We start from the raw sequence: 24635 nt of genomic DNA, 5'->3' as shown, positions 1-24635 counted from the left end.
GAATGAACATGATGCGGCTCAACTCAGAGAGAGAGACAGCTTCTGGAAGTTTTTCAAAAGAGTCCGCACCCCACTCATTTCACTAGTAATGGTTATTAAAAGGGTGAATTCCGCTATCAATTCGTAATGAGATAGGTTACATGTTTAACCTAATTATGGGTGGAACCACGTTAATAGCGTCCCAGTGCAGATTGCACTGGGACGCTTTTTTAATTATTTTGGAGGTAATTATGGGTTTTTCAATTATTTTGCCAGATGGCGCCCAAAAGAACTATGACCAGGCAGTCACCATCGGTGAAGTAGCACGTAGCATTTCAACTTCTTTAGGTAAGGCGGCACTTGCCGGCACCGTTGACGGCAAATTGCGGCCAGTTGACTTTGAGATTACGCACGCTGCCCAGGTGGCAATTATTACTGATCGAGATGAGTCCGGGCTTGCCGTCTTGCGGGCAACTGTCGCATTTGTGTTAGAAGCGGTGGCCAAGCAAGCATATCCGCAAATGCGTTTGGGAGAACATGCAGCAGATGAAGAGGGCTTTTTTGTTGATACTGATAAGAAAAATCAGATCAAGATTAGCGAGTTACCTGAACTGGAAAAGGCGGTTCAAAAAGCGATTAAGGCTGGCGACCGGATTGAAGCCGTACTAATGCCAAAAGCAGAGCTAGCAGAACTTTTCAAAGATGATCCTTTTAAGCTGGACTTGTTAGACCAGGAAGCCGATGAAGTGCAAGCATATCGGTTAGGCGACTTTGTTGATTTTGGCTTTAAAGCCCTATTGCCTAATACTGGTAAAATCAAACAATTTAAGTTGCTGTCGGTGGCTGGTGCATACTGGCAAGGGCAGTCGTCTAATCCAATGCTGCAGCGCATTACCGGTACTGCCTTTTTCAAAAAGGCAGACTTGGATGAAGATCTCAAGCGCCGAGCTGAAATTAAGGAGCGCGACCACCGGACGATCGGCCGCGATTTGGACCTCTTCTTTGTTGACCCGAAAGTGGGTGCAGGCTTACCATACTGGCTACCTAAGGGTGCAACTATTCGCCGGGTAGTTGAGCGCTACATTATTGATAAGGAAGTGGCCGCTGGTTACCAACACGTTAATACGCCAGTGCTAATGAACCTGGATGCCTACAAGACTTCCGGTCACTGGGCGCACTATCGCGATGACATGTTTCCACCGATGGATATGGGTGACGGTGAAATGTTAGAGTTACGACCGATGAATTGTCCGTCCCATATTCAAATTTACAAGCATCACATCCGCTCCTATCGTGAGTTGCCGATTCGGATTGCTGAATTAGGCATGATGCACCGCTATGAAAAGTCTGGGGCCTTGTCAGGGCTGCAGCGGGTCCGCGAAATGACCTTAAACGACGGCCACACCTTTGTTACTTTGGAACAAGTACAGAAGGAATTTGCCAAGACGCTGAAGTTAATTACCGATGTCTATGAAGACTTTGATATTACTGATTACTACTTTAGACTTTCATATCGTGATCCTAAGAACACTGAGAAGTACTTTGCCAACGATGAGATGTGGGAGCGCAGCCAGTCAATGCTAAAGAAGGCTATGGATGATATGGGACTCGATTATGTTGAAGCTGAAGGTGAAGCTGCCTTTTACGGTCCTAAGCTCGATATTCAAACTAAGACGGCTCTGGGAGCAGATGAGACAATGTCAACAATCCAGTTAGACTTTATGTTGCCGGAACAGTTTGATCTATCATATGTTGGACAAGATGGCGAGGATCATCGTCCGGTGATGATTCACCGCGGTATTGTGGGAACAATGGAACGGTTCATTGCCTATTTGATGGAAATTTACAAGGGTGCCTTTCCAACTTGGTTGGCTCCGATTCAGGTAGAAGTTATTCCGGTTAATTTGGACGCTCACTCTGATTATGCTAAACAAGTTCGTGATGAACTCAATAAGCAGGGCTTTCGGGCAGAGACAGATCTGCGCAATGAAAAATTAGGCTACAAGATTCGGGAGACACAAACCCAAAAGATCCCATATACGCTTGTTCTGGGAGATAAGGAAATGAAGACCAATTCAGTCAACGTTCGCCGCTATGGCACAGAGGAAGAAGTGGCTAAGAGTTTGACCGAGTTTAGTCAAGAAATTGCTCAAGACGTTCAAGCATATTCAAGGAAACATTAGTGAGTTAATACTGACAGCACATATTCTTTCAAGCCTTTATCCGGCCCATTAGTCTAGGTTTAGATGACTGGTGACTAAGAGAGTAGTAAAGACCAAGTAGATATAGAATTCAACTAATAACTTGGTTAAGCGAGGAAAGCAGCATGAAAAGTAAGATTTGGCCAACTATCATCATATTTTGTAGTATTTTGCTAACTGCTTGTGGAAAAAAAGAAGCAGACCAGGCGACATTAAAGAACGTTCAAGCAGCTAAAACAATCACTTGGGCGATTGAATGTGATAAGCGCTTGTTTAGTTTGACTGACACTAAGGATAATATTGAAAAGGGCTTTGATGTTGATATGGCCAAAGCAGTCACGAAAGAAATTTTGGGTTCGCAGGGCAAGGCTAAGTTTGTCCTGGCTACTGCACAATCGCGTATTCCCTTGCTCAAGAACCATAATGTTGATGCGGTTATTGCTACGTTAACCATTACTCCAGACCGTGCAAAAATAGTTGATTTTTCGCGGCCATATTTTCAAGCCGGCCAGTCTCTGTTGGTTGCGCGTAATTCCTCAATCAGGGGTATGCGCGATCTTCCGCGCAAGACTGTCATTGGCATTGTTGGTGATAATTCAGTTGAAATGATCAAAAAATTGGTTCCCAAAGCCAAAGTAGTAACTATGCAAGATTATGGTCAGGCTGTTTCAGCCTTGAAGTCAGGCCAAGGGGACGCACTGACTAGTGATAATAGCGTGCTGTACGGCTTAGCGGTTCAAAATCCGGGTTTAGCCGTCCGCGGCGGCACGTTCACCCACGAGCCTTATGGCATTGCGGTCAATAAGCATCAGGATGCCTTTCTTAAGGCCATTAATCGGGCCCTTGCCAAGATTCAGCGGAGCGGAGAGTACAATCGGTTAATCAAGAAGTGGTTCAGTAAAGTTCCAGGTTTTAACTACCGAAAAATGTACTACCAGAGTAAATAAGTTAACTATTCCTAAAAAGCGCTAAAAGCCAGCAGCTGCTGTCAGTTGGGATGATCTTTTAACTAAATTGATTGACCGGTCGGCTTGAACTGTGTATAATTACGTATAGTTGAGAACAAGAAGGAGCTTCCCGCTTCTCGCCTAAGTTAAGTTGACCTCTGGGCTAATCGATATTTTCTGTTGATTAAGAGCGGGTAACTTATGCCCGCTCTTTTCTTGTCCTCGCGATTATCATGGAGGTGAAGAATTATACCGAAGAATATGATATTAAACGATCAAATTCGTGCTCGCGAAGTTCGTTTAATTAACGAAGATGGTCAACAAGTTGGTGTTGTAACAAAGACTGAAGCCTTGCGTCAAGCAAGCAGTGCAAATTTAGATTTAGTTCTGATTTCGCCCAATGCCAAGCCACCAGTTGCTCGGATTATGGACTATGGTAAGTTCCGCTTTGAACAGCAAAAAAAGGTCAAAGAGTCCCGGAAGAAGTCCAAAACGGTTAACGTTAAAGAAATCCGTCTTAGTCCTACAATCGAGGGCAATGACTTCAACACGAAGTTAAAGCATGCGCAAAAGTTCCTGACTAAAGAGGGTGCTAAAGTACGTGTTTCGATTAGGTTCAGGGGTCGAGCTATCACTCACAAGGAATTAGGACGCGAAGTGCTAGAAAAAATGGCAGAAGCCACCGCGGATATTGCTACTGTAATTAGCAAGCCCAAGATGGAAGGCCGTTCAATGTTCTTGATGCTCGCTCCCAAGAGTGATAAAAGTAAATAGTTAAATTTGGAGGAATTAGAAAATGCCTAAAATGAAAACTCACCGCGCTTCTGCAAAGCGTTTTAAAAGAACTGCTACTGGTAAGCTGAAACGTCATCATGCTTTTACTGGTCACCGTTTCCATGGTAAGACTAAGAAGCAGCGTCGTCATTTGAGAAAGGCTGCTTTGGTTTCACGTAGCGACTTGAAGCGCATTAAACAAATGCTCTCGCAAATGCGTTAATCATGAAATAAAGACGATTTAGGAGGAATTTTAAATGCCAAGAGTTAAAGGTGGAACAGTAACACGTAAACGTCGTAAGAAGGTTATGAAGCTTGCCAAGGGTTACCGCGGCGCCAAGCATTTGCAGTTTAAGGCTGCAAGTACCCAATTATTTGTATCTTACAGATACGCATTCCGCGACCGGAGAAGACGCAAGAGCGACTTCAGAAAGTTATGGATTGCTAGAATCAATGCTGCAGCAAGGCAAAACGATCTTTCTTACTCGAAGTTGATGCACGGCTTGAAGTTAGCTGGGGTGGACATTAACCGCAAGATGCTAGCTGATATTGCTTACAACGATGCCGAGACATTTGCAAAATTAGCTGCAACAGCTAAGAAGAATTTAAAATAACTTTAAGATGGCGCTAAAAGCGTCATTTTTTATGGCTAAAAGTAGCATTTAAAGGGCCTAGTTTGATATATTAATCTAGGCAGTGTAAGCGAAAGGGAAGTTGGATGTTATTTAGACCGCGTTATACGATTGATGCAATCTACCATCTAAAGACAGAGGTGCTTTTGCAAATGGGAATTAAGGCAGTCTTCTCGGACTTGGACAATACGCTTTTGGCCTGGAATGAAGTTGAAACGGCTAAGGAAATGGACCGGTTGAATCGCCGGCTGGGTGATGCCGGAATCAAGTTGGTGGTTATTTCTAATAATAATGCTCAACGAGTAGGCCAGGTTCTCAATCCTTACCACATTGACTTTGTTGCTAAGGCGCGTAAGCCATTACCATTTGCGATTAGCCGCAAGCGGCAGGAATTAGCTTTAACTAAAAAGCAAGTGATGATGGTCGGCGATCAACTGATTACTGATATTCAGGCTGGCAATTTGGCCGGCGTCGAATCTGTCTTAGTTAAACCTTTGGTTGAGACGGATAAATGGAATACCCGAATTAATCGGTTCTTTGAAAAAATCATTTTTGGCATTTTGGGGATTTTCCGCCCGGTAACTTTTAAGGAGACGTTAAAAAATGGATGAGGATATTATTTGCATTGGTTGCGGAGCAGTCTTGCAAGCAGACCAGCCTGACCAAGCGGGTTATTTACCGCCCGCCCGGCTGCAGCAGGCCAGCGCTGAAGAGGATGTTGATGTTTATTGCCAACGTTGCTTTCGCTTGCGCCATTATAATGAAATTATGCCGGTCAGTGCTAATAACGACGACTTTTTAGCTTTACTTAACTCATTAGCCGCCAAAAAGGCACTGGTAGTCAATGTTGTGGATCTCTTTGACTTTACCAATTCACTCTTGTCGTCACTTAAACGATTTATTGGTAATAATGACTTCATTTTGGTTGGCAATAAATTTGATCTTTTTCCAGAAAATTCACGGCAAAGCCGGATTAAGGACTGGATGAGACAAGAGGCTAACCGCGTTGGTCTCTTTCCTAAGAAGATTTTTCTAGTTAGTGGCAAAAACAAAAAAAATCTAGCGGATTTAATCGCCTATTTGGAACGGAGAACTCGCAACCAAGACGCCTACTTTGTTGGGATGACGAATGTTGGCAAGTCAACGCTATTGAATGCAATTATTGACCAAATAGGCGACGTGAAGAATTTAATTACCACGTCACGCTTTCCGGGAACCACTTTGGACAAGATTGAAATTCCGCTCGACAATGGTCACTACCTGGTAGATACACCGGGAATTATGACAGATAATCAGTTGGCCACGCGCTTGAATGCACAGGAATTAGCGGTCGTTTCTCCGCAAAAACCGCTAAAGCCCGCAACTTACCAGCTAAAGCCAGGAAATACGCTCTTTTTGGCTGGGTTGGGGCGGATCGACTATTTACAAGGTGAACCGACGAGCTTCACCGTGTATGCTGCTCGAGGACTTTACGTCCACCGGACAAAAACCGTGCAGGCAGATGACTTTTATGCCAGACACCTAGGTGAACTGCTTGCGCCTCCTGCAAGTGAGGATAAGTTGCCACCTTTGCAGGGACAAGAAATTCACACTAGCAGTAAAAGTGACCTATTATTTGGTGGAATCGGCTTTGTCACGGTTGCAGCAGATTGCTTAGTAAAAATCTACACTCCTGCTAGAATTGGTTTGGGTATCAGACGCGCATTGATTTAGGAGAAAAAATGATTGCGATAGCGAAAAGTTTGGCAGAAAATCCCACGGTTGCAGTGGCAGCAGAAAGAGCAGTAGCGGCAGATAAGGGAAGACAAATCGGCCTGCTAGGCGGCACTTTTAACCCGATTCATATTGGTCACTTGATTGTAGCCGAGCAGGTGCTGACCAAGTTGCACCTTGATGAAATTTGGTTTATTCCGACCAATATTCCGCCCTTGAAAGATGCTCCAACGGTTTCTGTGCAAGACCGCACGAATATGCTGGAATTGGCAACACAGGATAATCCGCATTTTCAAGTAAAGTTATTTGAGTTGCAGCGCGGGGGTGTTTCATATACCGTTGATACTTTGCGGTACTTGCGCAAAACCCAGCCAGCCAACCACTATTACTTGATTATGGGCAGTGACCAGGTTAATGCATTAGGTAAATGGAAGGAGCCAACCCAGCTAGCCCAAATGGCCACTCTTGTTGGCGTACAACGGGCAGGTTATCCTCAACAGGCCCCATTACCAATGATTTGGGTAGATGTGCCAGCAGTTGAGTTAAGTTCAACTGCAATTAGGCAAGCGATTGCAAGTGGTGGCTCAATTAGGTACCTAGTACCGGCAGCAGTTTGCAATTATATTCAAAAAAAGGGGCTGTATCATGACTGACTTATTCTTTAAAAACACCTACTCACCCCTGACTAGTAGCGAGCTGATTGCCCAAGAAAGGGGCAATATGGATGAAGACCGCTTTTGCCACTGCGTGCGGGTCAGCCAAACGGCTCGCAAACTGGCGCAGCTGAATGACTATGACGAGGACAAGGCAGCGCTGGCTGGCTTTGTCCATGACTACGCCAAGCAGGTTTCGGTAGCGGAGTACCGCGAGGTCATCAAGACCCGGGGCTTTGACTCCAGTCTCTTGGAGTGGGGCCGGAGAATCTGGCACGGCATTGTTGGCACCTACTTCATCAAGCGTGACCTCAAGATCACCGATGAGGAAATTTTAACGGCGGTCAGCCGCCACACTACGGGCGACACCACAATGGCGACCTTGGACAAGATTGTGTTTATGGCCGACTATATTGAACCTGGCCGAGACTTCCCTGGTGTGGAAGAGGCACGCGCCGTCACTTATGCTGACCTAGATGAAGGCGTGGGCTACCAACTGGCGCACACGCTTGACTTTTTAATCAAGCAAAGAGATAAGATCTATCCCCGCACATTAGATGCATACAATGTGTGGAGTATCAAAAATAAATAAGGAGAAAAATTGACTAATAAAGAGATTTTAGCCTTCACATTAAAAGCAATTAGTGACCGCCACGGCGAGGATACTACTGCTTATGACATGCAGGGTTATAGCATTTTGGCTGATTACTATGTTGTCACCAGTGCAGGTTCAAATAGACAATTGCATGCAATTGCTAATGCCATTATTGACGAAGCGCACAAGGCTGACTTTTATGACTACCGGGTTGAGGGAACTAGTGAATCTAACTGGCTTTTGCTTGATCTTGGTGATGTTGTTGTCAATGTCTTTACTGCGGAAGCCCGTGATTTTTATAACGTTGAAAAACTATGGACTGATGGCAAAAAGCTAGCATTAAAGGAAGAATAGCCAAGAATGAGTGTTGTCGGAATTATAGCCGAGTACAATCCTTTTCATAGCGGGCACGAATTTTTGATGAATAAAGCGCGCTATTTAGCTGGCAGTAAGGATCCAATCATTGTTGTAATGTCGGGAAACTACGTTCAAAGGGGCGAAATGGCAATTATGGACAAGTGGTCGCGCGCCCAAGCGGCACTTTCTAGTGGCGCTGACCTCGTTTTTGAGTTGCCTTTTTCGACTTCGGTTGAACCAGCCGACCTGTTTGCCCTTGGCAGCATTGATCAGTTGGTCAAATTAGGGGTTAGTGACCTGGTCTTTGGGGTTGAAGATGCCACCCAGAATTTTGCTTATTTGGGCAGTAAAATTGCTGAAATTCCGCATAGTCATATGGACTTTAGTGACTATAGTCAAACCTATTCAACCCAGTATAACCAGATGGTTGCGCGTGAAGTGGGCCATGAAGTTAATGAACCCAACTCAATCTTAGCACTTGCATATGCGGTAGCTAACTATAACTTGGGTTCCCCCCTGACACTTCATCCGATTAACCGGGTAGGTGCAGGCCACGATGACTTGTTGCAGAATAAGCAAATTGTTCAGAGTGCTAGTGCAATCCGTAACATTATTTTACATAAACATACAAGTGATGAATTGGAGCAGTGGATGCCTCCGCAAGAAGTGAAGTTATTATCCCAGCAAAAAAGTTATCCCAACTGGAATTTGTTATTTCCTTTCTTAAAGTATCGGATTGAATCGGCCTCCCTTGAGGAGCTACATGAAGTCTATCAGATGAGTGAGGGCTTGGAATACAAAATGAAACAAGAAATTCACCGAGCCCAGAATTTTACAAATTTCTTGCGTCGAGTTAAATCAAAGCGTTATACTTATTCGAGGTTACGTAGACTATGCTTGTATACTTTATTAAATGTTAGACAAACAGATATGATTGCCAGTTTTAATCAGGAATCGTTGCTTTTACTTGGATATAGTAAACTTGGCCGGAAATACTTGAAGCAAACCAGAAAGGAAACTACTGCTGATATTATTTCTAAGGTTGATCAGAAGAATACCAAGAGCGGCTCCTTGGGCTTGCAATTGCGGGTGGATCGTCTATACGAACAGATATTAACAACTGATCAAAATTTTGGTCGGCGTCCTTTGGAGGTTTAGGATGTTAGCAATTAAGTTTTCTCAAGTAAAAAACAATGCTGCAGCAACAATTAAAGTAACAGACAAAGTAGAAATCCGCCCTGAGTTTTTGGCTCGAAGCCAGAAATTAATCTATCAGGTGAAAGATATTCAATTGACCGGCGTATTTTTCTATGAGGAGCCGTATGTAACCGGAAATTATCAGGTTAAGGCAGATTTGGTGGTACCTTCAAGCCGAAGTTTAAAACCGGTCCCTTATCAAGCGGATTTTACCTTCAGTGAAAACTATACTGAAGCCGAAATACCGACTAAAAAGCTTGAAGAGAGCGAAATTACGCTGGTTAAGGTGGACCATGATACAATTGACTTGCAAACGGCAGTAGAAGATAATATTCTATTGCACCTACCTACTACCATCCTCACTGCAGCCGAGGAGGAACAGGGGCAATACCCAAGTGGTGCGGGCTGGTCAGTTATTTCGGAAGCAGAATACGCTGAGGACAGAAAAGAGCGGATTAATCCGGCTTTTGCCAAGCTTAAGGAGTTGTTAAAGCAGGATATTAACGACAAAACATAAATAGGACAAGACATTATGAAAAATCTGTGGTAAAGCAAAAACTCTTTAATCTTGTTTTAAAAGCGCTTTTAAAGTATGCTGTACTTATTAATAAGAATTTAAAGTTGTTTAGCAATTAGTGATTACGAAAAGGATATAAAATGGCAAAAATTTTAATTGTTGAAGACGAAAAGAACTTAGCTCGCTTTGTTGAATTGGAATTAAAGCATGAAAAGTATGATACGGTTGTTGAAAGTAATGGACGTAGAGCCCTAGAGTTAGCTTTAAACGAGAATTTTGATGCAATTCTACTCGATCTAATGTTACCTGATTTGAATGGACTAGAAATTGCCCGTCGGGTTCGTCAAGTTAAGAGTACGCCAATTATTATGATGACCGCCAGAGATTCAGTCATTGACCGGGTTTCTGGCCTGGATCACGGTGCTGATGATTACATCGTTAAACCATTTGCGATTGAAGAACTCTTGGCACGCCTGCGTGCAGTTCTGCGGCGCGTTAAGATTGAAAAAGAGGCCTCTAATGATACGATTGAAAAGAAGGTCGTTAAGTTTAAGGATCTGACCATTGAAACTGCTAATCGAATTGTGCGTCGCGGAGACGGCAAGGCGGTTGACTTGACTAAGCGGGAATATAACTTGCTGATGACCTTAATCAAGAATAAGAACAATGTTGTTAGTCGCGATCAGCTGTTATCAAAAATTTGGGGTCCTGGTTCAAATATTGAAACCAATGTAGTTGAAGTTTATGTGCGCTACCTGCGTAACAAAATCGATATACCAGGTCAACAATCATATATCAAGACTGTCCGCGGTACCGGATATATGGTAAGAGATGAGGACGATGAAAAGAACTAAAAGCAAAAAAGAGACCAAACATACGTCATTGATTGTGCACTGGGTAAGTGTGTTGGCATTGACGATTATGGTCTCTTTTATTGTATTCTCAGTGGTTATTTACTCTTTTGTGGGACAACAGTCAATGATCCAGCAAAAGGAGACGTCAAAAGAAATGGTGGTTAAGCTCAATGAGAATTTAAAACAGATTCCGACTGAGCTTGAGATTGCCAATGTTGTTCCAGCACTGAGTCCCTCTGCTCGAAAAATTATGCAGGGTGATCCAGCAATTAGTGAAAATGAGCATAGTAGCAGTGCCTTTAGTGATGACTTGCTTTCGTCGCTGACTAATCCTGATTTGAACGTGGTTGTTTATAATTTGGAAAAAGAGGTGGTCTTTGATAATGGCGGTGAAATTCCGAAATTTAAAAGTTTTCAGGGCAACTACTTAATGGAGAAAAAAAACCAGAAAAGGCAACAATACTTACTAACTTATCAAAAAGTTAGGTCAGTCAGGACGGGCCAAGTGACGGGTTACATTGTTGTCGCCAATAAAATGTCATACTACAACGGCTTGATGAAGGAGCTGCTAACTTGGATGACACGTATCTCAGTAATAGCAATTGTTTTCTTTGCGGTGGTGGCCTTTGTTATTGTGCGCGGAATAGTTAAGCCGCTCAAGGAGATGTCCCGGGTGGCGCTTGAAGTCAATGATGACCCAAATAGTACGGCCAGAATTAAGGATTTTCATCGCCACGATGAATTACAAGAACTGGCTGTCTCGTTTAATCAGATGCTTGATCGCATGCAGCGGTACATTGACCAGCAAAAAGAGTTTGTGGGGGATGTTTCTCACGAGTTACGGACGCCAGTGGCAGTCATTGAAGGACATTTAAACATGCTTGAACGTTGGGGCAAGGATGATCCCGAAATTTTGAATGAATCAATCACGGCTTCCCTTCAAGAAGCGGACCGGATGCAACATTTAATTCAAGAAATGCTTGACTTGACCCGGGCCGAACAGATTAATGTGCAGTATCCGAATGCAGTTACCAAGGTTGCGGATGTCCTCAAACGTGTTGTTGGAGACCTGGCCATGGTGCACCAGGACTTTGTCATTAGGCTTGATATGGATGACCTACCAGAAGATACAGAAATTCAAATTTACCAGGGGCACCTGGAACAACTATTGGTGGTTTTAATTGATAATGGTATCAAGTATTCCACTGCTCGCAAGGAGCTCAATATTTCCGCCGGTTTGGGTCAAGCAGAAGTTCAAATTATTGTTCAGGACTTTGGTGAAGGTATTTCTAAAGAAGAACAAAAGAAAATTTTCAACCGCTTCTATCGGGTGGACAAAGCCAGAACGCGTGAAAAGGGCGGAAATGGTCTAGGCTTGTCGATTGCTCAAAAATTAGTGACGAGTTACCATGGCAAAATTAGTGTGGACTCGGTAGTTGATCAAGGTAGTCAATTTGTAATTGTCTTCCCCGTCCTAACTAAGTCACAAGCTGCGCGCTTGCGTAAGCGTGAAGCAACGGGGAACGCGCAAAGTAAATAAGATAAAAAGACCTGCTCAGTGAACCAAGTAATTCACTAAGCAGGTCTTTTATTTAAGTTGTTAAGTTACCGGCGTTTTTGTTTCCCCTTGTTGCGGTTGCGCAGGTTTTCATGTTCCTTTTGGTCATGCTCGGCTGGTTCCGGCGCACTAGTTTGCTGGTTGAGCAGAGCCTCAATCTTGGCGGCTGAGACAATTTCCTTAATTGGTTCGTGCTTTAGCTCTTCGTCGACCTCTTTCTTTACCTTCGGCATAATAATGAAAGTAACGATTACTTGCTGGATGACCGTGAAGAAGTTACCAGCGGCCCAGTATAAAGCGACTGAACCCGAAACTGACATTGAAATAAAGAGGGTCATTACAGGGTTCAGCAACATCATGGACTGCATTTGCTTCTTTTGTTCGGGAGCAATTCCAATCAAGGAAATATAGCCTTGAATGAAGGCGAAGATGGTGGCTACAATTGTCACGGCAATAGATCGCTCACTCAGTGAGATACCAAAGAAGGTAGAGTTAGCCAAAAACTTGGAATACATTACGGCTTGGTATATCCCGATCATAATCGGAAACTGAATAATCAGCGGGAGACACCCCATTCCTCCCGTTATAGACAGGTTGTTTTGTGAATAGAGACTACGTTGCCAGCCAGCCAAGGTCATTTGCTGGTCCTGGGTCAAGTCTTTGCGTTTCATTGTTTCCTGAATCAATTTCATCTGGGGCTGCAGACGAGTCATCTTCTCTTGCTGAGTTGTTGACTTTCTTTGCTGGTTCAGCATCAGCGGCAAAAGCACCATTCTGACGACAAAAGTCATGAGAATAATGGCCCAGCCAGCCCCATTGGCGCCGCCAATGGCGCTTGAGAAATAAAGCATAATATTTTGTAAAGGTTTGCCAATGAACCTGAAGATTGTTCCATAGAAGACATCTGTAGGCGGTTTATTAGCAGCACTGCCACTTTGCGCACAACCGGTCAAAACTAACATGACTGTTACCGTGAGGACAGCCAATCCGAGATATTTACGATATTTTTTCATTCAATTCACCACATTAATCATTTGCTAGTCAATACTTAATATAATACATGAAAACCGTGTATTTTGCTGACATTTGTTAATTTTTCTTTTTTAATGCTAGAAATCTGTGCCATTGGTGAAACATTTCGAGGTAACTCACTACAAAATTGGTTGACGCGGTCCAGGCTTGTCTGTAAAGTGATGGTTACGGTTGAATCAGCGTTATTGCGGACATTGCCGGCTAAACCCAGTTGTTTAGCCAAGGTCAATACGCTCCAGCGAAAGCCCACCCCCTGGACAGTCCCAGTAACAGTCAATTGCCAGCTTTCTATCGGAATTCCGTTGGACTTTTGCGCTGGCCGTGATGGCTTAAAAAAACTCATGATTGCTCCTTTCACTTGCATTATCCTGATTTTACCATTTTGCCTAATAAATATTACACTATAATAGAATGAGAAAAAAGAGGTTTGATTGATGGAAAAAATTAGTTCAGTTAACAATAAACTGATTAAAGACTTAGTAAAATTAAAGCAGAAAAAATATCGGGAAGAGACGGGGCTTTACTTAATTGAGGGTTTTCACTTAATTGAGGAGGCCTTGAAGGCCAATCGGACTTACGTTTATCTCTTAGGAACGTCAGCAGCCCTGAGTCAAGCAGAAACTGCTTATCAAGCCGATTTAACTAGTAAAAAGGTAATTCAAATTAACGAGGCAATTGCTCACCATTTAACTAGCACTAAAAATCCCCAAAATATCTTTATGGTGTTGAAAGTGGGGCAGCCTAAGCATTATCCGTTTGATTTTGGCAAGTGGGTCTTGCTTGATGACTTGGCTGATCCGGGTAATGTCGGTACCATCATTCGGACAGTAGATGCAGCAGGTTTTGATGGGGTCGTTTTGTCACCGCTAAGTGTTGATCTTTATAATCCTAAAACCCAGCGCGCAATGCAAGGTAGTCAGTTTCACATCGAGTTGCTTGTTCAAGATTTGGGTAAGACAATCGCGGCCCTTAAAGGCAATGGTATCCCTGTTTATGCTAGTATGTTAGACACAGCAGCCCAGGAATTACCAGATTTTAGGCCGGTCCCGCAGTTTGGCTTAGTAATTGGGAATGAAGCCCGCGGTGTAACACCAGCAATTGCCCGTAACTGTGATGAAAAATTATATATTCCCATTAAAGGACAGGCAGAATCATTAAATGCGGCAGTAGCTGCGGGTATTATGATTTATCATTTTGCCTGAGCTTTTGCACTTGTTTTTAGTAAGTGATTTTCCTATAATATAGGTCAAGGTATGACATACTGTGGGAGGAAGATGTTATGGCTCAGGATGTAAAAAAACAGGAAATTGGCGATTGTAGCGCTGTTGACTATGAATCATGCAACCATTTTATCAATGCGTTTAAAATTATTGGCAAAAAATGGAATGGCCTGATTATCAGTTCGCTCTGTGCCGGTGACTATATGCGTTTTAAAGAGTTGACCAGTCGCGTTTTTGATTGCTCCGACCGGGTGCTAGTCGAACGACTTAAAGAACTCGAAAAAGCAGATATTGTCAAACGGTCGGTTGATCGTGAGACTAAGATTATTTCATATGGCTTAACCAAAAAGGGTGCAGAGCTCAAGCCGGTCTTTGACCAAATTCATGATTGGGCGGACAAGTGGGTTTGAAAATATCTGCTTGCATGTTGAATAAAAAAGCATTATTCTATTAAGTAATTACGACAACGTAGGACTAGTAGCAGTACTTGGTTACACAGAGAGACTTTTTCGCGGGCTGAGAGAAGAGTTTAACTGAAGCTGTGAATTTCACCTTATTAGTAGGATTTAATTAATTCCGGTATTCACCGTTAACGAAAACTTAAGTGTGGACTCCTAGTGAGTTCAAACTAGGGTGGTACCGCGAAACTTCGTCCCTTTGAGGACGGAGTTTTTTTATGTGAAAGGGCAAAACAATGGATTTATTTGAGCGACTGAAAGAGTTGCGTGATCAAGGGCTGGGCGAAATTGACCAGGCTAAAAGTGAAGAAATGCTGAATGACGTGCGCGTCAAGCTAGTGGGACGTAAAGGCGAATTAACTAAAATTTTGCATTCGATGAAAGATATTGAGCCTGGTCGTCGCCGTGAAATCGGTCAGCAGGTAAACAAGCTGCGTGATTTGTTCAATACACGGCTTGATCATGCTAAGAGCGAGCTAGTTAAGGCCCTGATTGAAAAACAGCTTGAGCAGGAAAAGATTGATGTAACTTTGCCGGGCCGGGTAGCCCACCTTGGCAGCAAACACCCAATCAACATTATTTTGGACGATTTGGAAAAGTATTTTATTGGAATGGGTTACGAAGTAGTCCAAGGACCAGAAATCGAAACAGACCATTATGTGTTTGAAATGATGAACCTGCCTAAGGATCACCCTGCCCGTGATATGCAGGAAACTTTTTATATTAATCCAGAAAGATTACTGCGATCACAGACTTCAGGGGATCAGGCCCGGGTTTTAGAAAAGTTTGATTTTTCTAAGGGGCCCTTGAAGATGGTTGGACCAGGTAAAGTATACCGCCGCGATGATGATGATGCGACGCACTCTCACCAGTTCATGCAAATGGAAGGTCTACTGATCGACGAAAATATTACGATGGGTGATTTGAAAGGTACGCTGGAAATGATGACCAAGCATGTCTTTGGTCAGGATCGCCAAACACGGTTGCGGCCCAGTTATTTTCCTTTTACTGAACCGTCAGTTGAAATGGATGTTTCGTGCTTCAACTGCGATGGTAAGGGTTGTGCTATTTGTAAGCATACCGGTTGGATTGAAGTTCTAGGTGCCGGTATGGTTCATCCAAATGTTTTGGAAAATGCTGGAGTTGATTCGAGTGTTTATGGCGGTTTTGCCTTTGGTGTCGGCTTAGATCGGTTTGCCATCCTTAAGTACGGCATTGATGACATTCGCGATTTCTATACCAATGATGTTCGCTTCTTAGAACAATTCTGTCAGGAGGAAAGATAATGCTAGTATCATACCAGTGGCTGCAAGATTTTTTAAAGTTAGAGCAGGATCCCCAAGACTTGGGCGAAGAAATCACGCGGACCGGTGTCGAAATTGCCGAAGTGAAGCACCCTGAAGCCGGCTTAAAAAAACTAGTTGTCGGCCATATCACTGACTGCCAACCAGTCGAAGGCACCCACCTGAACGTTACGCAAGTTGATGTTGGGGAAAGGGACCTTTACCAAATTGTCTGTGGTGCTCCAAATGTGGCGGCGGGTGAAGATGTGGTAGTTGCTTTGCCTGGTGCTCGAATTGCCGGTAACGTTAAGATCAAAAAGGGCAAGTTGCGTGGCATTGAGTCGAATGGGATGATTTGCGGCTTACAGGAAATCGGCTTTGCTGATAACTTAGTCCCAGAAAAATATCATGATGGGATTTACGTTTTCCCGCAAGCTGCTGGACTTAAACCAGGTCAAGCGGTATTTACTCCGCTTGGGATGGATGACTATATTTTCGATTTTGACATTACGCCCAATCGAGCTGACACGCTTTCGATGGAGGGTGCGGCCTATGAAGTAGGGGCAATCGTCGATGAAGCAGTCAAAGTTGAAGATGTGCTGTTAAAGGCAGACGGCCCCGATTGGACGGAAGATTTTTCGGCGCAAGTTGATCCGCAACTTGCCCCTAAATTCTATTTGCGGAAGATCAGCGGCCTCAAAATTGGCGATAGTCCACTTTGGATGCAAAGGCGCTTGTGGAACGCTGGCATTAGACCGATTAACAATGTAGTCGACGTGACTAACTACGTGATGTTGTTAACCGGTCAGCCAATGCACACTTATGATGCACGGGCGTTCGCTAGTAACAAGTTGGTAGTGCGCCAAGCCGCTGCCGGTGAAAAGTTGACGCTCCTTAATGACAAGGAAGTTGATCTTGATCCTAATGACATTGTGATTACCAATGGTGATCAGGTAGTGATGTTAGCTGGGGTGATGGGCGGACTTAATTCTGAGATTAAGGACGATACCACCGATATCATCTTAGAATCAGCGATTTTCGATCCGACGCTAATCAGAAAGGCAGCTCTACGTCATGCTAACCGGACAGAAGCTTCCAGCCGCTACGAAAAGGGCGTTAATTGGGATGCTACGGAGCGGGCACTAGATATGGCTGCGATGCTGCTGCGCAATGAGGCTAGTGGTCAAGTGGCCGCAGGCGTAATTACTGCTAGTGCTGAAAAACGGCAGCCAGTTCAAATCAAAACTACCGTATCATATATTAACAAGGTCTTAGGAACTGAACTGGCTGCTAGTGAAATGATGCGAATTTTTGCCCGGTTAGGTTTCAAGGCGCAGTCTGCAGCTGATGAGCTGACTGTCAATGTACCTGCCCGGCGCTGGGACATTGCCATTGCTGCTGACTTGGTAGAAGAAGTTGGACGGCTGTACGGCTATGACAATATTGTATCGACTCAGCCAGCTCTAGCTGAAAGCCACGGTGGTTATTCTGCTAGTGAAGAAGTCCTCAGACACATCAAAAATCTGGTAGAGGGCCGGGGCATGCTTGAAGCAATTTCATATTCGCTGACTTCACCGGAGAAGGCTGTTTCTTACACCAAGTTACCAAAGCAGCCAGTCCAGATACAGTTGCCGCTGAATTCTAGTCGATCTACCTTGCGCCAAAACCTCTTAACGGGGTTGGTTGATGCTGCCAGTTACAACATGGCGCGCAAGCAGAATCAGTTAGCCCTGTTTGAACAAGGCCGGGTATATGACTTGGATGGGGGCACTTACAATGAACACGAACATTTAGCTGGACTTTATTCCGGAAATGCCTATTTTGAAAACTGGCAACACGATAATGAAAAAATTGATTTTTATTATGTCAAAGGACAGCTTACTAACCTATTCCGTGCTCTGGGGATCAACCTAAAGGAGGTTAGTTACCGGGCTGCCGTTATTCCGGGAATGCACCCCACTAGAACTGCTGCTATTTATCTAAAAGAGCAGTACGCTGGGATGGTCGGCATGCTTAGCCACATGGTGACGCGTTCCAATAAAGCGCTAAGTGGTAGTGAGCTTTACGGCTATGAGTTGGATTTGGATACAATTATCCCAATGATTCTTAACCCAAAGACAGTGGCTCATACAGCCCCGAAATTCCCAGCGGTTGAGCGTGATTTGTCCATTTTAGTTGACCAGGAAATAGTTAACCAAAAGATTGAGTCGGTGATTAATGCAAGTGGTGGTAAGTATCTTTATGATTTGCGGGTAATTGATGTTTACCAAGGTCCGCATATTGCTGATGACAAGAAAAGTATCGCTTACCGGCTGACCTTTTTGAATGAGCAGGACACCTTGACTGAAGGTGTCGTAGCCGAGGCGATGGTTGCAATTACCAGTAGTTTAGAAGAAGAACTACAGGCAGAAATTAGGTGAATTTGACAAAAGGTTGACTTTAGAGTTAGAAATCAATAAGATAACCTGTGCAAAAAGAAAATTTTAACTTTAAGGAGCAGAAAATTTTATGCCTGAAAAATCATATCCAATGACTGCTGAGGGAAAAGAAAAACTTGAAGCTGAGTTGAAGAATTTAAAAGTAGTTAAACGGCCAGAGGTAATCGAGCGGATCAAGGTTGCGCGTTCATTTGGCGACCTGTCCGAAAACTCCGAGTACGATGCAGCCAAAGATGAACAAAGCCACCTTGAAGACCGGATTAATGTAGTGGAAGAAATGCTCAAGTACGCTCAAGTGGTTGATGCCCAATCGACTGATCCGGATGAAGTAGCGGTAGGGAAAACGGTCACATATACCGAAGTCGGTGAAACTGACCCTGAGACTTATACGATTGTCGGCAGTGATGAATCAGACCCACTGAGTGGCAAAATTTCCAATGATTCGCCGATCGCGCAAGCTATTTTAGGCAAGAAAAAGGGTGATACAGCAACTATTGCAACACCTAGTGGCAAGTTTGACGTGGTAATTAATAAAGTTGAGGAATAGTTCGTAAGGCCCTATTTGCTCATCGTTAGCAAATAAGTGAGCTTAAGGTTAAAGCTTTCTAAACAAAAAAGACCAGCATGATTGAGGTCAAGTCCTAATTTAGGACAGGCCTGCAAAACCATGCTGGTCTTTTTATGGTAGCTTTTAGTGACTAGTAAAGTAGCGGTAGTCCTTACTCTTATCAAAGACTACGCCGCGGGCATTTTCACCGTTAGAAATAGTGAATTCTGCTTTAGGGTATTTTTCGCGGACTTTTTCTTCTAAACGATTACGTAACATGCTGTTATTGGCCAGGACTGAGCCAGTCAGTGCGATTTTCAGTGGCTTTGGTTCTTCATACCGGTCCATCCCAATGACAATATCGCGCGCCAGTAACTCGCCTTGTTCCTTAATGACGGCCGTAGCATCCGGATCGCCGTCATCTGCCAGCCGAGCTACTTCAACCGCCATTGCGGCGATATCGGAGTTAGCCAGTTTGTAAAACTTGGCTGTAGCGACAACAATATCATCGACCTGGAAGAGCCGGTTGAAAAGAGGAATCAATTGGTTAGCTTCGCGTTTGTCCCAGCTGAGCAAAGCAACCTTGAGTGCGGCCAGAGTAATGGCGTAGCCAGAACCTTCATCACCCAAGATTGAACCATACCCACCAGTAGTAATGATTTTGCCCTTTTGTAGACCATTGAAGACAGACCCAGTGCCGGCGATTACTAGGCCACCGTCTTCACCTTCCAGTCCGTTATACAGGGCTAGCAAGGAATCGGTGACCGCTCTGGTCGGTAAGTTATAAGCCTTAGCTGAAATTTCCGCTGCTACTTCAGAGGCGTGACCAATCACCGATAAGCCTGCAATCCCACACATAATTCTTTGACAGTCACCGTCGATTTGATCAATCAAATAATTAATCGCACTTGTGATATTGGTCAGGGCAGAGTTGTAATCCGTGTTGACCTGGCCGGGACCGGTTTCAGTTCGATTAAGTTCGGCGCCCTTCATGTCGTATGCGACCGCAACCGTGTGAGTTCCGCCAGCATCAACCCCAATTTGGTATTTGAGTGTCATAGTTAGTTCTTCTTTCTAGTTAATTATGATTATTTAAACTTCATTTTATAACAAAAGCCGATAATACAGAAGTTTTTTCTGCTTGTCAGGTGATTGGCCAGGATGTTTTTTTCTGCCTTTTAAGGAATTTTCTTTAAAGAAGCTCTGGCGCTAATCAATAATCTGGTAAAATTTTCGCAAAGCTCTCCGCCAGCAATAGAAATATTGCCTACTTTTTGTTAAAATAGCCCTAGTTTAGTGAGGTTTGATTTTAGTGAAATTTTTTAAGCAAAAAAGCGCAGATGATAAGTCCCCCAAGCAGTCTTCAACGCCAATCAGAATGAAACTTATACTGGGGATTATTTTTGTTCTGTTTGCGGCTTTAATTGGTCAGCTGGCCTATCTCCAGATTGGCTATGGTTCACGCTTCAAGGCGGAGGTTCAAAAAGCAAATTCGGCAGTAGTTTCCAGTCAGGTCCCCCGGGGCGTAATGTATGATAGCAAGGGCCGCACCTTGGTTGGAAGTAAGGCCAGCAATGCGATCACTTACACCAAGAGCGTGTCGACCACGACTGCAGATATTTATCAAATTTCCAATAGTCTTAGTCGCTACATTCGTATCAAGAATGAAAAGCCCACTGATCAGCAGGTAGTTGATTATTATTTGGGCAATAAGGCCAATAGTGATCGAGAGTTGGCCTTAGTTCCTAAAGCGATTCAGAAAACACAGGATGAGGAAAAGATCAATCAAGCTGTTCAAGACCAGGTGCGGCAGAGGAACATTCAACTCACGGACCGCCAAAAAACTGCTGCCTTAATTTTTAACAAAATTTCTGGGGCGTACACACTTTCAACGATTTATTTAAAAAACAACGGCCTAACGGACAAAGAAATTGCCGAGGTGGGTGAACATTTGGCAGATCTTCCGGGTGTAGGTATCGGGACTGACTGGCGCAGATCCTATCCCAATGGCTCGTCAATCAAGAGTATTATTGGCTCGGTTTCAACGGAAAAGACGGGCCTGCCCAGTGATGACTTGCAGTATTACCTGACTAATGGCTATTCACGTAATGATCGGGTGGGGACGTCCTACTTGGAAAAAGAATACGAACCGCTATTGAAAGGGACTAAGGCGACTAGCAAGGTATGGGCCAAGACTGCTGGTAATATTGAACAGTCTAAGTCTGTCTATTCAGGTCAGGCTGGTGCGAGTCTAGTCTTAACGCTTGATGCCAAGTACCAAAAGTCGGTTCAGAAATCACTAGAGTCAATCTATGCGGCCGCCATTGCCTCTGGCGCAGCCCATTATTCTAACGGGGCCTACGCGGTGGCGATGAACCCTAAGACCGGAGCAATACTGGCAGTTGCCGGGATTAGTCGCGACCCAAGTAAAAATAAAACCACTAGAAATGCCCTAGGGGTAATTAACCAATCTTTTGTTATGGGTTCTGCTGTTAAAGGGGCAATGGTTGCTGGTGGCCTGATTAACAAGGTTATCTCTCCATCCAGTAATGTTTTTTCGGATACACCAGTTTATCTGCCAGGTACGCCAATTAAGAAGTCCGTGTACCCAGTTGGCACCTTCGGCTCGCTAGACGCTGAATCTGCCCTTGAGGTTTCTAGCAATATCTACATGATGCACCTGGCTATGAAGTGGGTGAATGCCAAATACGTGCCTAAGCAAGATATCCGGATGCCCGACACTGCTTTTGACACTATTCGGCACAACTTTAACATGTTTGGGTTGGGACAAAAGACGGGGGTAGACTTGCCCGGTGAAATTTCAGGAATCCAAGGACGCTCCTTTAACGAACAAGGCCATATCTTGTCTGGATCAGTTTTGGACTTATCCTATGGTAACTATGATGCATACACGCCCATTCAGATGGCGCAGTACGTGTCGACGATTGCCAATGGTGGTTACCGGATGCAACCCTATGTAGTACAGTCGGTGGGTCGAACTGCCAGCAATGGCAAGAAAATTTACATTGACTATAATAAAAAACCTAATGTGCAGCTGCGGGTGCCTTGGACTAAGGATGAGTTAAATATTGTCCGGCAAGGTTTTTGGCGGGTGGTTCACGGTACCAATTCTTGGGGAACCGCGCATAAGTTGAAGGATGTTAAACCAGCGATTTCTGGTAAATCGGGAACGGCGCAAACTTTTTACTTTGATCCCAACCACCCCAACCGGAAGAACCCACCTGAACTAGTCAATGCAACTTTTGTCGGTTATGCACCGTCCAATAATGCAGAAATTGCCACTGCGGTGGTTTTTCCCGGACTCGATCCCGATTTGGAAGGATCCTACACGTTGCAAATGACCAGGGCGATGGTCCAAAACTACTTTAAGTTACATAAAAAGAGAAATTAGTGAATAAGTCTGGCAAAGATTTCAGAAAAATGCTAGAATGATACAGTCAGAAATAAATTTGTAGGTGGTGAATGAGATGGCAGATAACATCATTTTAGAATGCACCGAATGTGGCGACAGAAGTTACTTATCTAAGAAAAACAAGCGTAAGCATCCGGAACGTTTAAGTTTGAAGAAGTATTGTCCAGTTGAAAGACACGCAACTCTTCATCGTGAAACTAAGTAGTAAACTAATATAGCAGGAGCCGATGTTCCTGCTATTTTTGTATGAAGAAGCATGGATAAGAAAAAAATACGGCAAGCACAAATTACCCACTTAACTGCCTTTGCACACAGTGCAGCAAAAAAGACCGAGGACCAAAAATTGCTCAAGCAGTTACTAAGTTCAGGATTGCTTGAGAGTAAGAGGACTATTGGGGTAACTTCTTCACTTTCATATGAAGTTGATACGGCAGGTCTTATTGCCTATTTATGGGATCAGGGTAAGGAGGTTTATTTAGCCCGAGCCAATAATAACCTTGAGCATTCACAGGATTTCCTTTATTATAGCTACATGACCAAAATTAAACAGTCCCCATTCGGGGTCGCAGAAGTGGCTGATCCTAATGCGGAAATCAATAATTGTCTTGATTTAGTGCTGGTACCCGGTCTAGCTTTTGCGGTTGATACGCATCAGCGTTTGGGTTTTGGCGGCGGTTACTATGATCGCTTTTTAGCTAAGCATCCTAATACGGAGACCGTGGCTTTGGTCAATTCCCAAATGATTTTGGCAACAGCCAGCTGGCAACTGGAAGCAACGGATATCCCAGTTCAGACAATTGTAACTACGCAGTCAATCTTGCATAAATAAGTGAGGCTAAGATGAATCAACGAGATAATCTCAAAAATTGTTATATGACGATGAGTATTTTAATCGTGCTACTTATCGTTTTCATCGTCGAGATCGCACTTGGTGGCTCTCAAAACACCGCTGTTTTAATTAAAATGGGGGCGATGAATAACTTGGCGGTGGTAGTTGGTCACCAGTGGTGGCGGTTGTTCACTGCGCAATTCTTGCATATGGGCATTCTGCACCTAGTTTCTAATGCGGTCATCATCTATTATTTAGGTATTTACATGGAAGAAATTCTGGGACATTGGCGCTTTTTGCTGCTCTATTTGTTATCTGGAGTTGGGGGCAACTTGCTTAGTTTAGCTTGGGGAAGTGATCAGGCAATTAGTGCGGGCGCCTCTACTGCCCTGTTTGGACTTTTTGGTGCAATGACTGCCATTGCCTTGAATAATCGAAGTAACCAGTTGATTACCTATCTGGGCCGGCAGTCGTTCTGGCTAGCCTTGATAAACATCGGTTTTGACCTATTTGATCCCAATATTGACATTCAGGGCCACCTGGGCGGCTTTATTGCTGGCTTTTTATTGGCAATCGTGATGGGCAATTTGGCCATGGGCCGGTATCGCAATAAAACCCGGTTTGTGGCGGCATGTCTTCTAGTTGTTTATAGTGTATTTACGGTTAGATTGGGAATGATTATTGATTTATCATGAAAACGTTATACGATGTACAACAGCTCCTAAAAAAATATGGTATCTTTGTTCATGTTGGGAAGCGCATTTGGGACATTGAGCTAATGGCATTGGAACTTGACAACCTTAACCGGGCGCATTTGGTTGCTAAGCATGACTACTTGGTTGCCAAGTTAATTTTGCGTCGTGAACACGAATATGAAGAGCGGCTTGCTAAAGACCAACATAGCTCTTAGCATAAATTAGTAGTATATTATTCAGGTAAGCAGTTCGGGGAGAAATAAACTAATGTCAACTTTTTTAATTATTGTCGATGCTATCTTAGTAGCCGTGATTTTAGCCTTTGTCTCAGTTTGGCTGTGGAACAAAATTCAAACCAAACGGTTAGGCAACGGTGATTTAACTAATGATGAATTTAAGCAGGGCATGAGAAGGGCGCAAATTGTCGATTTACGAGAAAAGGCCCCCTTTAAGAGGAAGCACATTGATGGTGCGCGCAACCTTCCTTATACCATGTTGAAGTACCAATATACGGAATTAAGGACCGACCTGCCAGTATATCTGTACGCTGATTCGCTGTCAGTAACACTGCGTGCGGCGAGATTTTTGCAAAAAAAGCATTTTTCTTCGATTAAGTGGCTGAAGAATGGTTTTGAAGATTGGGATGGTCGGACAAAAACATCTAAATATTAACTAAAAACATGTTTGGCGACTCTTTCAAACATGTTTTTTCGATATAATTAA

The 24635-nt window shown here is 43.8% G+C and carries 28 protein-coding genes and 2 other annotated features; of the genes, 25 read left to right on the top strand and 3 right to left on the bottom strand.

What is annotated here, in order from left to right:
* Positions 1-230 precede the first annotated feature (230 nt).
* The 14 genes from thrS (at position 231) to ACSYSN_RS05210 (ending at position 11959) form a co-directional block, all read left to right on the top strand.
* Entirely contained in the window at positions 231-2162 is a 1932-nt protein-coding gene (thrS, locus tag ACSYSN_RS05275; RefSeq protein WP_491711866.1) for a threonine--tRNA ligase, read from the top strand.
* A 143-nt stretch (positions 2163-2305) separates the two neighbouring features.
* Positions 2306-3127 carry a transporter substrate-binding domain-containing protein gene (locus tag ACSYSN_RS05270; protein ID WP_491711865.1) on the top strand — a complete coding sequence of 274 codons (822 nt, stop codon included), beginning with the start codon at positions 2306-2308 and terminating at the stop codon, positions 3125-3127.
* A gap of 111 nt (positions 3128-3238) precedes the next feature.
* Positions 3239-3350: a sequence feature (ribosomal protein L20 leader region), on the top strand.
* 38 nt (positions 3351-3388) lie between these two features.
* Positions 3389-3901, top strand: a complete 513-nt coding sequence (gene infC / locus ACSYSN_RS05265; RefSeq protein ID WP_317636991.1) for a translation initiation factor IF-3 — start codon at positions 3389-3391, stop codon at positions 3899-3901.
* A gap of 22 nt (positions 3902-3923) precedes the next feature.
* Complete coding sequence (gene rpmI, locus ACSYSN_RS05260; RefSeq protein WP_317636990.1) at positions 3924-4124, top strand: 50S ribosomal protein L35; 201 nt, start codon at positions 3924-3926, stop codon at positions 4122-4124.
* 34 nt (positions 4125-4158) lie between these two features.
* Entirely contained in the window at positions 4159-4515 is a 357-nt protein-coding gene (gene rplT, locus ACSYSN_RS05255; protein WP_317636989.1) for a 50S ribosomal protein L20, read from the top strand.
* Positions 4516-4619: 104 nt separating this feature from the next.
* The gene (locus ACSYSN_RS05250) at positions 4620-5144 is read left to right on the top strand and encodes a YqeG family HAD IIIA-type phosphatase (RefSeq protein ID WP_317636988.1); all 525 of its coding nucleotides are present in this window, start codon (positions 4620-4622) and stop codon (positions 5142-5144) included.
* Positions 5137-6246, top strand: coding sequence for a ribosome biogenesis GTPase YqeH (gene yqeH, locus ACSYSN_RS05245; RefSeq protein ID WP_491711864.1), 1110 nt, complete (start codon positions 5137-5139; stop codon positions 6244-6246). Before ACSYSN_RS05250 ends, yqeH begins: the two co-directional genes overlap by 8 nt.
* Positions 6247-6254: 8 nt before the next feature.
* Positions 6255-6899: a nicotinate-nucleotide adenylyltransferase gene (locus ACSYSN_RS05240; RefSeq protein ID WP_491711863.1), complete on the top strand. Its 645-nt coding sequence runs from the start codon at positions 6255-6257 to the stop codon at positions 6897-6899.
* The gene (gene yqeK / locus ACSYSN_RS05235; protein ID WP_491711862.1) at positions 6892-7491 is read left to right on the top strand and encodes a bis(5'-nucleosyl)-tetraphosphatase (symmetrical) YqeK; all 600 of its coding nucleotides are present in this window, start codon (positions 6892-6894) and stop codon (positions 7489-7491) included. Before ACSYSN_RS05240 ends, yqeK begins: the two co-directional genes overlap by 8 nt.
* A 9-nt stretch (positions 7492-7500) precedes the next feature.
* Positions 7501-7848: a ribosome silencing factor gene (gene rsfS / locus ACSYSN_RS05230; protein ID WP_491711861.1), complete on the top strand. Its 348-nt coding sequence runs from the start codon at positions 7501-7503 to the stop codon at positions 7846-7848.
* 6 nt (positions 7849-7854) lie between these two features.
* On the top strand, positions 7855-9009 hold the full coding sequence (locus ACSYSN_RS05225) for a nucleotidyltransferase (protein ID WP_491711860.1): 1155 nt from the start codon (positions 7855-7857) through the stop codon (positions 9007-9009).
* Position 9010: 1 nt separating this feature from the next.
* The gene (locus ACSYSN_RS05220) at positions 9011-9565 is read left to right on the top strand and encodes a DUF177 domain-containing protein (protein ID WP_491711859.1); all 555 of its coding nucleotides are present in this window, start codon (positions 9011-9013) and stop codon (positions 9563-9565) included.
* Positions 9566-9705: 140 nt separating this feature from the next.
* A complete protein-coding gene (locus ACSYSN_RS05215) occupies positions 9706-10419 on the top strand; it encodes a response regulator transcription factor (protein WP_491711858.1) in 714 nt (237 codons plus the stop codon).
* Positions 10397-11959 (top strand): HAMP domain-containing sensor histidine kinase, encoded by a 1563-nt coding sequence (locus ACSYSN_RS05210; protein ID WP_491711857.1) that lies wholly within the window; start codon positions 10397-10399, stop codon positions 11957-11959. The genes ACSYSN_RS05215 and ACSYSN_RS05210 overlap by 23 nt, the downstream gene beginning before the upstream one ends.
* A gap of 65 nt (positions 11960-12024) precedes the next feature.
* On the opposite strand, the gene yidC is transcribed toward ACSYSN_RS05210, so the two are convergent.
* Together yidC and ACSYSN_RS05200 are read right to left on the bottom strand one after the other, a co-directional pair.
* Positions 12025-12990, bottom strand: a complete 966-nt coding sequence (gene yidC / locus ACSYSN_RS05205; protein ID WP_491711856.1) for a membrane protein insertase YidC — start codon at positions 12988-12990, stop codon at positions 12025-12027.
* Positions 12991-13025: 35 nt separating this feature from the next.
* Complete coding sequence (locus ACSYSN_RS05200; RefSeq protein ID WP_491711855.1) at positions 13026-13352, bottom strand: acylphosphatase; 327 nt, start codon at positions 13350-13352, stop codon at positions 13026-13028.
* Between the two features lie 91 nt (positions 13353-13443).
* Here ACSYSN_RS05200 and ACSYSN_RS05195 point away from each other — a divergent pair, with 91 nt between their 5' ends.
* From ACSYSN_RS05195 to greA, 5 genes are all read left to right on the top strand, one after another.
* Positions 13444-14211 carry a TrmH family RNA methyltransferase gene (locus tag ACSYSN_RS05195; protein ID WP_491711854.1) on the top strand — a complete coding sequence of 256 codons (768 nt, stop codon included), beginning with the start codon at positions 13444-13446 and terminating at the stop codon, positions 14209-14211.
* Positions 14212-14288: 77 nt separating this feature from the next.
* A complete protein-coding gene (locus tag ACSYSN_RS05190) occupies positions 14289-14639 on the top strand; it encodes a winged helix-turn-helix transcriptional regulator (protein ID WP_491711853.1) in 351 nt (116 codons plus the stop codon).
* A gap of 44 nt (positions 14640-14683) precedes the next feature.
* Positions 14684-14889 (top strand) — a binding site (T-box leader).
* 34 nt (positions 14890-14923) lie between these two features.
* Complete coding sequence (gene pheS / locus ACSYSN_RS05185; protein WP_491711852.1) at positions 14924-15973, top strand: phenylalanine--tRNA ligase subunit alpha; 1050 nt, start codon at positions 14924-14926, stop codon at positions 15971-15973.
* A complete protein-coding gene (pheT, locus tag ACSYSN_RS05180) occupies positions 15973-18390 on the top strand; it encodes a phenylalanine--tRNA ligase subunit beta (protein ID WP_491711851.1) in 2418 nt (805 codons plus the stop codon). Before pheS ends, pheT begins: the two co-directional genes overlap by 1 nt.
* 88 nt (positions 18391-18478) lie before the next feature.
* Complete coding sequence (gene greA, locus ACSYSN_RS05175) at positions 18479-18955, top strand: transcription elongation factor GreA (protein WP_317636974.1); 477 nt, start codon at positions 18479-18481, stop codon at positions 18953-18955.
* Between the two features lie 144 nt (positions 18956-19099).
* Here the strand turns inward: greA and ACSYSN_RS05170 are convergent, their stop codons facing one another.
* On the bottom strand, positions 19100-20014 hold the full coding sequence (locus ACSYSN_RS05170; protein ID WP_491711850.1) for an N-acetylglucosamine kinase: 915 nt from the start codon (positions 20012-20014) through the stop codon (positions 19100-19102).
* 319 nt (positions 20015-20333) lie between these two features.
* Here ACSYSN_RS05170 and ACSYSN_RS05165 point away from each other — a divergent pair, with 319 nt between their 5' ends.
* The 6 genes from ACSYSN_RS05165 (at position 20334) to ACSYSN_RS05140 (ending at position 24584) form a co-directional block, all read left to right on the top strand.
* On the top strand, positions 20334-22367 hold the full coding sequence (locus ACSYSN_RS05165; protein WP_491712908.1) for a peptidoglycan D,D-transpeptidase FtsI family protein: 2034 nt from the start codon (positions 20334-20336) through the stop codon (positions 22365-22367).
* Between the two features lie 76 nt (positions 22368-22443).
* Positions 22444-22593 (top strand): 50S ribosomal protein L33, encoded by a 150-nt coding sequence (rpmG, locus tag ACSYSN_RS05160; protein WP_172999151.1) that lies wholly within the window; start codon positions 22444-22446, stop codon positions 22591-22593.
* 51 nt (positions 22594-22644) lie between these two features.
* Positions 22645-23217 carry a 5-formyltetrahydrofolate cyclo-ligase gene (locus ACSYSN_RS05155; protein WP_491711849.1) on the top strand — a complete coding sequence of 191 codons (573 nt, stop codon included), beginning with the start codon at positions 22645-22647 and terminating at the stop codon, positions 23215-23217.
* Positions 23218-23228: 11 nt separating this feature from the next.
* The gene (locus tag ACSYSN_RS05150) at positions 23229-23912 is read left to right on the top strand and encodes a rhomboid family intramembrane serine protease (protein ID WP_317636970.1); all 684 of its coding nucleotides are present in this window, start codon (positions 23229-23231) and stop codon (positions 23910-23912) included.
* Entirely contained in the window at positions 23909-24127 is a 219-nt protein-coding gene (locus tag ACSYSN_RS05145; RefSeq protein ID WP_491711848.1) for a YqgQ family protein, read from the top strand. Before ACSYSN_RS05150 ends, ACSYSN_RS05145 begins: the two co-directional genes overlap by 4 nt.
* Before the next feature lie 52 nt (positions 24128-24179).
* Positions 24180-24584 (top strand): rhodanese-like domain-containing protein, encoded by a 405-nt coding sequence (locus ACSYSN_RS05140; RefSeq protein ID WP_317636968.1) that lies wholly within the window; start codon positions 24180-24182, stop codon positions 24582-24584.
* Positions 24585-24635 lie beyond the last annotated feature (51 nt).

It is taken from the genome of Lactobacillus sp. ESL1191, assembly GCF_058504435.1.
This window is presented reverse-complemented; position numbering and strand designations above follow the sequence as displayed.